9 protein-coding genes are annotated in these 10,984 nt (G+C 47.5%); 5 read left to right on the top strand and 4 right to left on the bottom strand.

Annotation, left to right across the window (positions count from 1 at the left end; translation table 11 throughout):
- On the bottom strand, window positions 1–592 hold a 592-nt coding region (locus ACO0KY_RS14085), incomplete at its 3' end, for a contractile injection system protein, VgrG/Pvc8 family (RefSeq protein WP_423047034.1).
- A 329-nt stretch (window positions 593–921) separates the two neighbouring features.
- Here ACO0KY_RS14085 and ACO0KY_RS14080 point away from each other — a divergent pair.
- Both ACO0KY_RS14080 and ACO0KY_RS14075 read left to right on the top strand, forming a co-directional pair.
- Window positions 922–1,068, top strand: coding sequence for a hypothetical protein (locus ACO0KY_RS14080; RefSeq protein ID WP_423047032.1), 147 nt, complete (start codon window positions 922–924; stop codon window positions 1,066–1,068).
- Between the two features lie 18 nt (window positions 1,069–1,086).
- Window positions 1,087–2,838 (top strand): glutamine--tRNA ligase/YqeY domain fusion protein, encoded by a 1,752-nt coding sequence (locus ACO0KY_RS14075; RefSeq protein WP_423047030.1) that lies wholly within the window; start codon window positions 1,087–1,089, stop codon window positions 2,836–2,838.
- Between the two features lie 88 nt (window positions 2,839–2,926).
- Here the strand turns inward: ACO0KY_RS14075 and ACO0KY_RS14070 are convergent, their stop codons facing one another.
- The 3 genes from ACO0KY_RS14070 to ACO0KY_RS14060 all read right to left on the bottom strand — a co-directional run bounded on the left by ACO0KY_RS14070 (window position 2,927) and on the right by ACO0KY_RS14060 (window position 6,410).
- The gene (locus tag ACO0KY_RS14070) at window positions 2,927–5,038 is read right to left on the bottom strand and encodes a hypothetical protein (protein WP_423047028.1); all 2,112 of its coding nucleotides are present in this window, start codon (window positions 5,036–5,038) and stop codon (window positions 2,927–2,929) included.
- A gap of 374 nt (window positions 5,039–5,412) precedes the next feature.
- A complete protein-coding gene (locus ACO0KY_RS14065) occupies window positions 5,413–6,186 on the bottom strand; it encodes a TonB family protein (RefSeq protein WP_423047026.1) in 774 nt (257 codons plus the stop codon).
- A gap of 95 nt (window positions 6,187–6,281) precedes the next feature.
- Window positions 6,282–6,410 carry a hypothetical protein gene (locus tag ACO0KY_RS14060; protein WP_423047024.1) on the bottom strand — a complete coding sequence of 43 codons (129 nt, stop codon included), beginning with the start codon at window positions 6,408–6,410 and terminating at the stop codon, window positions 6,282–6,284.
- 115 nt (window positions 6,411–6,525) lie between these two features.
- On the opposite strand from ACO0KY_RS14060, the gene ACO0KY_RS14055 reads away from it, so the two are divergent.
- From ACO0KY_RS14055 to ACO0KY_RS14045, 3 genes are all read left to right on the top strand, one after another.
- Entirely contained in the window at window positions 6,526–8,037 is a 1,512-nt protein-coding gene (locus ACO0KY_RS14055) for a hypothetical protein (RefSeq protein WP_423047022.1), read from the top strand.
- Between the two features lie 145 nt (window positions 8,038–8,182).
- Entirely contained in the window at window positions 8,183–9,223 is a 1,041-nt protein-coding gene (locus tag ACO0KY_RS14050; protein WP_423047020.1) for a rhomboid family intramembrane serine protease, read from the top strand.
- Window positions 9,224–9,485: 262 nt separating this feature from the next.
- Window positions 9,486–10,958 (top strand): aminoacyl-histidine dipeptidase, encoded by a 1,473-nt coding sequence (locus ACO0KY_RS14045; RefSeq protein ID WP_423047018.1) that lies wholly within the window; start codon window positions 9,486–9,488, stop codon window positions 10,956–10,958.
- Window positions 10,959–10,984 lie beyond the last annotated feature (26 nt).

Genomic DNA, 10,984 nt, shown 5'->3' with positions numbered 1-10,984 from the left:
ACTCTTGCATTAAACGAGAGACAAACGCAAAATCGGTCTCGTTGTACTGGACGCAATAGTCTCGTGATGGATACTTCTCAATCAAACGCTTGTCGACGACAAACGCATAGTCGTTGAGTACCGCTAACATCGTCTCAATGGGTGTTTGATTTTGGAAGACTTTGCAATCGCTGGTCAGTGTGGCGAGATGTAACCACGGACGCAAGGTGAATTCGTAAAGTGCATGGCGACTATCGACGCCGATAAAGCGTGCGGCGGTGACTAAGGCGGAGATTTCTCTGGTACCAGCACCGAGGTGACCAGCACAGCCACCGGGGAGGCCAGGAATAAAAGAGCCCTTGCCTTCAAGTTCGATGGTACAGGTGATTTCTTTGCCGATGACGCTATCGAGATCAAGATCAGCGCCAACCCCAGCACCCACACTAGCACCCACACCAACACGATCCGATGTTTGCAGCGTCAATCGATAGTCGAATAACTGGTTGACGCCATCGATGCCGGACAAGCGTAAAGGTGTTAACGACTTTCTGATACCAGACAAGGCGGCACCGCTGACGCTTAAAGCGCGTTGGTGGGTGAATAATCCGTTCACGATATGAGTCCTTTGGCGAGCTTCATTGCTGATGTTGAAATGCAAGGCGCTGAAAAGAACAAAAATCGTAGCGAAAGATAAACCTTTGCGGAAGGATTCTTACTTAAGGATGCTTCTATTACATCTTGCAACTTCTGGCGTTGACGCTACTAACGTATTGTCGCGATAACATGATGTGTAAAGAAGGAAGGAAATAAAATCGACAGGAGTGGCCAATTTTTGGGACTTAAATAAGCCGCTTTACTATCAAAACACAAACAAATGCGCTTTCTGTGCTGCGCTACGGTAAAATACTTACAATCCCTTGATGGAAATACTGAGGTTTGCGTATGCGCTCCCGCCGAAGCCGCTCAGGTGCGCCACGCACGTCACTGTGCGAAATCAGCACTAACCCGCGCTACTCGCGCGTTCCGCGTCCGGTGGATCGCAAAAGCAAACTCTCAGTCTCGCTATTTCGCTATTCGTATTCAACCTAATATTGACCAGTACAATTTATGAGCAAAGACAACAAGCCAGCAGCAATAGCCACCGCAGCAACCGACGCACCGGTTTCCAACTTTTTGCGCGCCATTATCGACAACGATCAGGCGGCTGGTACTTACCAACGTGAAGGCATGCCTGGCGTCATTACGCGTTTCCCACCAGAGCCGAATGGTTATCTGCACATTGGTCATGCAAAATCGATTTGCCTCAACTTTGGTCTGGCTCGCGATTACGCTGGCCGTTGCCATCTGCGCTTTGATGATACCAACCCAGAAAAAGAAGACCAGGAATACGTTGACTCCATCATGGACAGCGTTAAGTGGCTGGGCTTTGACTGGCAGCAACCAGTATCCAATGGTGGCGGCAATCATTTGTATTTTGCCAGCGATTATTTCGATAAGTTCTACGCCATCGCTGAATACTTGATCGAAGCGGGTCACGCCTACGTCGATAGCCAATCTGCTGAAGACATGGCGGCGAATCGCGGTGACTTTTCTAAGCCAGGTGTGAACTCGCCTTTCCGCGATCGTGCGCCGGCAGAATCTTTAGATTTATTCCGTCGCATGAAAGCCGGTGAATTTAAAGATGGCGAACACATCGTGCGCGCTAAGATCGACATGGCGTCACCGAACATGAACATGCGTGACCCAGCGATCTACCGTATCCGTCACGCGCATCACCACCGCACGGGCGATGCATGGTGCATCTACCCAATGTACGACTACGCACATCCGCTGGAAGACGCGATTGAAAACATCTCGCATTCGATTTGTACCTTAGAGTTCCAGGATCACCGTCCGTTCTACGACTGGATCATCGAACACGCGGCGCAAGGTGGCTTCGTTCATCGTCCTGTTCCACGCCAATACGAATTCGCACGTTTGAATCTGACCTACGTCGTCACCAGCAAACGCAAACTGCGCAAACTGGTGGAAGACAACATCGTCAGTGGCTGGGATGACCCACGTATGCCAACCATCGTTGGTATCCGTCGTCGCGGCTACACACCAGAATCTATCCAGGCTTTCTGCGAACGCATCGGCGTGACCCGCTCTGATGGCTGGATCGACTACAGCACTTTAGAAGGCTGCCTGCGCGAAGACCTCGACCCAAAAGCCCCACGTGCGACGGCGGTATTGCGTCCATTGAAGCTCGTCATCGACAATTTCCCTGAAGGTGAAAACATTGCGTGCACAGCACCAATACATCCACATCATCCAGAACTTGGCAACCGTGAATTCACGATCGGCAAAGAACTGTGGATAGAGCAAGAAGACTTCATGGAAGAACCCGTTAAAGGCTACTTCCGCCTGTTCCCGGGCAATAAGGTTCGCCTGCGTTATGGCTACGTCGTTGAGTGCACAGGCTGCGACAAAGATGAAAACGGTAAGGTTATTGCCGTTCATTGCAACTACTTTGCCGACAGCAAATCCGGCACCGAAGGCAGCGCCAATTACAAAGTCAAAGGCAATATCCACTGGGTCAACGCCGCTGACGCGCTTGAAGCCGAGGTGCGCCTGTACGACCGCCTGTTCACCGACGCCAACCCTGATGCCGGTGGCAAAGATTTCATGACCTTGTTGAACCCTTCATCCTTAGAAACCATCCGCGCCTTTGTCGAGCCTGGCGTCGCCAACGTCACTCCAGACACTCGCCTGCAATTCGAACGCCACGGCTACTTCGTCGCTGATCGCGTTGACAGTGTGAATGGGAAGCCGGTGTTTAACCGGATTACGACGTTGAAGGATTCGTTTGGGAAATAAATCTATACAAAAAAAGGGCAGCTTTTATCCATCAAAAGCTGCCCTTTTCATCTACCAAAATCAATCACAAGATTGACGAAAGCCCTGCTTAGTAACCGATCAAGGTAGTGATTTTAGGATCTGTAAATGGATCCGTATTTGTCCAGCCACCAGTGGTCGGTGCTGCTAACATCGCGTTCAGATCGATGATTGCTACTTTGTAAGGGCCATAGCCATTCAACAAAAATCCGTATGGCTTACCAGCGATGTTAAATGTACCCAAGGTGTGTGGGTCATGTGGTTCAAAACTATAGCTCGAATTCGCATTCACAAAAGTCGAAAACCCCTTCCAGTTCGCATTGCTTGGATTATCCAATACACCTGCTCCTAAGCCCATACCTTCGCCAACAAATAATGCCGTGTGCGAAACTGGATCAATAGCAGCGCCGGTATAGCTTGCAATATTGATGCCTTGCCCCGGAACTGCGTAAGACATAAACAGTTTTGATGCAAAGGTACCAGTTGCGCCAGTTGCGCCGGACGGAATGTTATAACCCAACAAGCCTATGGTGTTCGATCCTTCAGGCGTGATGATGGCTAACTTGTATTGCGTATCTAACGTAGCACCATCCATTTCCAAATATCCGGTGAAGCCTGTATTGGCATACAGCGCCTGCCAGGTAGCTTTATCCATGACATAGGATTTGCCCTCAATGAGGTTAAATACAACAATACCTGCCCCCATGTAATCTGGAGAAAAGATAATACCGTTGGCTGTATCGCCGCCAATATTTTCATTAATTTGCGTACCAACCGGCTGTGCAATTTTGGTCACCGGTAAATTAAGATTGGACGGATTAACACCGATCATGCCTTCGCTGGTTGCCAACCAGATCAAGTTATGGGCGCCATCAGCAATGCCGCCTGCAACATAGGCCATCGCACCGGAGAAGGAGGTCGACTTCGTAATTGGCAATGCCAACGTACCGACAACCACACCATCTGTCAGATTGACTGACGCGACAGTGCTGCTTTGATAGCTATAGACCAGACCGTATACCTTACTACTTCCATTGACCGTAATCGGTGTAGGATTGATGACCATACCATCAATCGATCCAAATTTCGGACCACTCGGATTGGTGCCAGAAAGCAGTGCTTGATTAATGGCCGTTAACTTTGTTGCTACAGGCGCACTCGGTACACTCATGTCTAATTTCACCAAACCATCTGTGCGAGCCGCAAAATATAACTGTGTGCCACTCGACTGCGTTTGATACAGCGAGATGGAGCCAGAACTACCAACTTGTAAGCCAATTGCTTGCGCTGAATTTTGTAACGCAGTGGAGATTTTTCCGGTTGCGCTTTGATATGTGGCGTGGGTGTTGCCGTAGGTATTTGCCGCTCCAGACAATTGCGTCGTAAACAGACTAGACTGCAAAGTTTGACCGGAAGTACCGATAGCAATTGGCTTGCCATTCTTCAAACCGTCTAACTTACCATCAGAAATATCATCCATTAAAGCCTGGTAAATCGCGGTGGAGTTTAAGCCCGAGTTGGTACGCAATTGTTCCAGAGTCCCTGCCAAGGCTGACAACAACCATGCGTCGCCGCTCGTTGCATTAGTATTTGGTGCAATTGTTACCGCACTGGTACTGATATCGCTGAGACCGAGCAAGGTTTGAACTGAACTCGTCGCAGAACTTAATGCCGCCGCTGGTGATGTTGCCGGAGCATTGCTCAATAAATTGCTGGCACGCGCTGTAATTGCCGAGGTCAAAGGATTGAGATGTGCCGATGAATTTCCTGCGGGTACGTTGGCAACCAAGACCTGAAATGTTGCGCCAGTTTGGGTAGTGGCATCCGCCTCACTAGAATAGCTTCCGCCGCTCGATACCAAAACTACTGGTCCGCTTGGCTGGCTCGTTAGCGCAATGCTGAAATTTCCGTTGGCATCGGTGCTTGCGGTTCCTAAAACATTACCTGTTGGATTTCCATTAGCATCCGCCGCAAATAATTTAACTGTTGCACCAGAGGTCGCTGCTGCAAACACAGTGCCGGTAATAACATTGGTGGTAGAAGTAGTTGGTGTTGCAGGACTAGTATTGCTTGTATCGTTTGACGCACTAGAACCACCTCCACCGCATGCTGCCAAAATAACGGCAGAAATGGCGACTGAAATTATGGTGGCGGCTGGCTTCCTAAATATGGCTTTTTTCATTTCGCGATCCTAGAATTCAAAAAAATATCACTAAATAGTTATCAAAAATTTAATAACCAGCCGATAATAATTCAAAACTCTTACGGTTCACACGAATATTACAAATATTACAAATGAATGCCTTTTTCACCACTTACTTACAACTGGTATCAAAACAAATTTGAATATGAATTAATTTCATGCTAATTAATCTAAGTATAACGAGCAAAAAAATGGGAAAGTGGTTCTACACCAAAGACACGATCAGATAGATAAATTGGCTAAACGTTGAGGTGAGATTCATCACCTCAACGTACTTATCATTATTTTGAAAGCCTCAGGAATTTAAAAAAAATAACATGCGGATCCTACCTAAACGGTTTGCCGATGAAAATTTAGGTTCTTGGTAAAAACCGTATCGACTCCGCATTAAAAATACGTTTTCCGCTGTTTTCTGCAGGAGTGAATTCGCAAGATTTGGCAATACGAAGACTTTCATTATTGAGTTCCTCGTTATCACTACCCCACTGTAATTTGGACTCAACAACTTTTCCGCTACTCGATACGTAAATACCGACGACGATACCCAGACCGGGTTCTTTGTCTTCTGCAATGCGTAGTTTTTCTGAGGATTTGCAACTTGCTTCGTCAAGCTTAGCCGGGCTGACGTAGCCGGTTCCAAATTTCCACTTATATCGAATTAAGCGTTCGCTTGGAATCCAGTTACCAGGAGGGATCACCTGACAGCCAGCGATGGCTTTCATGGCGGTCATATCGAGCATTTTCCAGCCGCTACTTTGAAGTAGTTCAAAGGCGTCGATTTTGCCGTTTTTATCGATCATCAGCTTCAGAGTGGTGTCTCCGTGTAAGCCAAAGGGGATTGCAGGTTTTGGATACGGCGGCACATTGCAGGCTTGAGTAATATCGAAGGTGACATCGTTCTTTTTTGGTTGATCTGCGGTATTGATTATGTTCGCAGAAGAATCTGAAGTTATTGATGCTGCCGGTGCTGCCGATATTGAATTTGAAGCCAGAAGTGTTGGCACTATTTGCTGTGCCAAAACAGGTGCGATCGGCATCACGATGCCACTGAGGCACAAGAAGCCATTGGAAAGAATACATTTGAAACGGCGATTCATCACAACAAAAGTCTTTGGCTTAGTCGACATATTTCCCTCTTGATTGGTCTTATTTTCCCCAAAGAAAGATAATATCTTAATAAAGACAAATTGACATCTTTTTAGATTTTCTTTCAGACTACCAATCAGGCTACTAAGCAATCCACATATCCTCCCTGAGAAGCATTTTCTTGCCGCAGGGCTTGGATGAATTGAGATTGTTTTGCAAAAACAAGCTTAATTACGGTAACCTTGCCGGCGATGTCTTTTTTCATGCATTTTTGAGCTTTTTTTAAGCTTTTTGTCGAAATGTCGGTGCTATCCTGCGCCACCTAAATGAATTTATGTAATAGAGGGTTAGCACGCGCTCCTTCAAATCTGAAAGTCTGTATGGTAAAAAATACCTTATCGTTATTAAGTATTGCGTTAATACCCGCCTTAGCACCTGCCGTTGCGATGGCGGAGAGCGAACCAACTCCACCGCTCAACTATGCACAACAATCTGTAGCGTCAATGGTGAAGTTCAGCCTTGAATCTGTAAAAATGTCCAGCAATGAACGCATGGGTTTGTTGGGTGGAAATTATTTGCTGGAAGTTCAGCAAGATTTGTTTCTTGGGCCAGCAGTGTATAGCTCTGTAACAGGCAAGCGCGGTGGTTTATACGTCGGTGGTATTGAGGCGAGCTTGCGCAAAACTGTGTCTCCTTCTTTATCGATTGAACCGGGTATGTACATCGGTGGTGGCGGTGGCGGTAGCGCTGGTGTTGGCGGCGGTTTAATGTTACGTCCCCATGTTGATCTGATGTTGCGCAACAAAGGTTTGTCCTTCGGTTTATCGATTTCGCAAGTACGCTTTCCCAGCGGTCATATCACAAGTAATCAGGTCGGACTGGTTGCCAGTCTGGATGAAACCTTTATCTACACCCAGCCAGAACTCGCCGGGCAATCGATGCTGAGTTCTGAACGTGGCGGCCTTGGCTTTGATCGTATTATGATCAATGGCGGCAGCTATCAACCACGTTCTGGTACTACAAAGCTCGATGGCAGCACTGCAGGCAAGATTGGCTATGCGGGTTTCCGCGCTGATCATTTTTTACATGAACATGTGTTTTGGGGTCTGGAGGGTGGCGCTTTTGCACATGGATCTTCAGATGGTTATGCCGAAGTATTAGGCGCGGTGGGCATCGAATATCCGCTCATTTCAAATAAGTTCAAAGTCGGCGCGATTGCCGCATTGGGGACTGGTGGCGGCGGCAGAATTAACGTCGGTGGTGGTGCATTGGTCAAAGGTAGCGTGTACGCACAGTGGCAAATCACTGATCAGGTATTTATTGGCCTGGAAGGTGGCATGGCTGATTCGCCGAATGGTAATTTCAGATCACGTTACGAACTAGTGCAAATAGGGATGAAGCTCGATAGTGCCAATAAGTCATCCCATAGCGATGATCTACGTCAAATTAACGGTGCTGAATGGGCGCTGGATGGTGCTGACTATTTGAAAGCCGCACGCAAATCAGGGGCTAAGGAAAGTTTGCAAACCATCGGCTTTGTAATGAACCGCGACATTACCAGCTCGACTTATCTGACGGCGCAGGCACATAGTGCCCTGCGTGGAAACGCCGGTGGCTTTTCTATCGGCCTGGTTGGTGCGGGTATCCGCTCACCGGAAATTGGTCACGGTATCTCATTTGGTTTAGAAGGCTTGATCGGTGCAGCAGGTGGTGGCGGTGTTGACTCTCAAGGCGGTGCTGTGGTTCAAGCCATCCCGTATGCAAATTTTGCGTTAAACAAACATATAGGATTACGCTTAGGTGTTGGTCGCATTCACTCTTTGAAAGGCGAGTTTAATTCGAACGTGGCCAATGCAGCGCTGGTGGTTAAGTTTGGATTACCAAGTCGATAAATAAACTTAGAATAATAGACACAGAATATCGCAAGTGGGTTCGGCATATTAGTAGTAGCTCCCTACTTGCGATCAGTGCTCAGCTTGGGTGCTATCCCCCTCCTCCTCGCTACCACCACTCAGCTCTAATCACTGGAAAGTCATCATGAAGCACCGCTATTCCATCGTTTCAATCGCCATTATTTTAATTTGCGTGGCGATCGCAGTTATTTCAAAACTTGGAAATTCAATTGACGCACTTACCCCATTGTTTATCGCCAGCCCTGGTAGCCAAGGTTTGAATGATGTCATGGGTGGGCAAGTATGGCGTCTGGTGACGCCGATGTTTATTCATTTCGGCATCATGCATCTGGTGTTTAATTTAATGTGGGTATGGGATTTGGGGCGGTTGATTGAGGACAAAAAAGGAGCCGGCTTTTATCTGGCGTTTGTTCTGATGGTCGGCGCGCTGTCCAATCTGGTGCAGTATTTTTTTACAGGCTCGCCTTATTTTGGTGGCATGTCTGGCGCGCTATACGGCATGTTTGGCTATATCTGGATACAGGGGAGGCATAATCCACGATTTGCCGATGATTTGCGTAAAGATACGATAGTGATGATGCTGGCATGGTTTGTTTTATGTTGGACAGGTTTGCTGGGACCCATTGCAAACTGGGCGCATACAACTGGGCTGGTTGTCGGTGTGGTTTGGGCGTATCTCAGCAATACCCTCAACACCAATGCTCATATCGGCGCAAAGCAAGGGATACTCGATGGTAATCAACTTCCACAAAAGCACAGCCTGCAATATTTGTCCACGGCAGACATCCTAAAATTTGAAGCGCAACGGCAATGGGTACGTGAACACTATTTGCCAGAAGCGCGCCAGAAATACGATAGCGTCGAAGGTAAGCTCGCCATTATCGATGCGATCGTGATGCAACAATATGGTGTCAAATTTTCTACCGATGAAATGCAATCATTGGAAATCACGTTTGGTGATGCACTGGTGCACGTAACTGGCATGGAATGGGCAACACTCGAAGATCGTTCCGGCAGAACCCCAGTGTTGATGACGCCAGAAACGCCACTGCGACTCTGGCCTATGAATACGGTATCGCAATGGCTGGCACACGGTCAAACCACCAGCATACAAGCGGTTTTTGAGGAAGCAGTGCGCCTGGTAAAATCTGGCTCAGCGGCCTAATACACTAACAATGTGATTCAATATCTCTAGTAATATCAAGGCTTACCAGTGATTTTGGTCTGGTAAGCCTTGATTTATATGGGGCTTTAATTTTTCACTCTTAAAAATTTCACACATTTTCAGCCCAGGAAATTTTTATCGTGTAGTCACTCTGCGTCTGAGAATCACGTTCGTTCAGCGGGCTATGATAAACTTGAGGATCTCAGTCTCGGATATATCTATTTATATCTAGCCGGACTTTACCAGATCAAGATTCAGAAAAATGACTACTGCAACAGAAATCAATCAACTTTTCCCGCGTCCTTTGTGGCAATGGTTTGAACAAATTTGCGCGATCCCTCACCCTTCCAAGCATGAAGCAGCGCTCAGTGAATTCATCCAGCAATGGGCAAAGACCCGCAATCTGCCTGTGGTTGTCGATCACGTTGGTAACCTGATTATCCGTAAGCCTGCCAGTGCAGGCATGGAAGATCGCAAAACCGTGGTCATTCAAGCGCATCTGGATATGGTTCCGCAAAAAAATGCCGACAAAGTGCATGATTTTGTAACTGATCCTATCCAACCATGGATCGATGGCGAATGGGTTAAAGCAACGGGTACCACGCTCGGCTCCGACAATGGCATCGGCATGGCATCTGCATTGGCGATTCTGGGTTCAAATGACATCAAACACGGTCCGCTGGAAGTGTTGTTGACAGTCGATGAAGAAGCTGGCATGACCGGTGCGTTTGGATTGCAAGCCGGCATGTTGGATGCAGAAATTCTGATCAATACCGATTCTGAACAAGAGGGCGAAATCTACATGGGTTGCGCCGGTGGTGTCGATGCCGAGATCACCGTGCCTATGCAATGGCAAGCTGCAGATCCACAACACCACGCGTTTACGCTCAACATTGCGGGTTTAAAAGGCGGTCACTCCGGCGTCAATATTCATTTGGGTCGTGGCAATGCCAATAAACTGATTGCGCGTTTTTTAGCCGGACATGCGGTAGAGCTGAACATGGCGTTGAGCGAATTTAAAGGCGGTTCTTTACGCAATGCGATACCGCGTGAAGCGCAATGCAGCTTTACAGTTCCTCTTCATAAAGTGGATTTACTGAATCAACGTATCTCGCAATATCAGTCTATTTTGCAAGCGGAACTAGCAACTGCGGAACCAACGCTGAAATTGAGTCTGAACAGCGCCACATTGCCAGCAAACACGATGCAAATCGACGCGCAGAAAAAGCTCATCAATTTACTCAACGCCTGCCCTAACGGCGTGATACGCATGAGTGATGAAATTGCTGGAGTAACTGAAAGTTCATTAAATCTGGGCGTGGTAACAACAGAAGCTGAGCACGTCTCCGTGTTGTGTTTAATTCGTTCATTGATCGATAGCGGCCGTGAAAATATTGAAAGCACGCTGCAATCCTTAAGTGATCTTTCAGGCGCGGGGATTACTTTTTCTGGTTGCTATCCAGGCTGGAAACCAGATACTTCATCTCCTGTCATGGCTATCGTCAAAGAAACGTACGAAAGCATTTACCATAAAGAACCTGAAATCATGGTCATACATGCAGGTCTGGAATGTGGTCTGTTTAAAAAGCATTATCCAACTCTGGATATGGTGTCCATTGGCCCGACGATACGCTTCCCGCATGGTCCGGATGAAATGGTCAACATCACGACGGTTGGTCAATACTGGACTTTGTTGTTGGCGGTTCTGGAACGCATTCCGGCTAAGTTAGCCTGACGCTCAATCCTGACTAATTGAAGGCA

The sequence above is a fragment of the Undibacterium sp. Dicai25W genome, assembly GCF_049340505.1.
Lineage (GTDB): Bacteria > Pseudomonadota > Gammaproteobacteria > Burkholderiales > Burkholderiaceae_D > Undibacterium > Undibacterium jejuense.
Note: the sequence above shows the minus strand (reverse complement) of the source record. Positions and strands in the feature narration are given on the sequence as shown.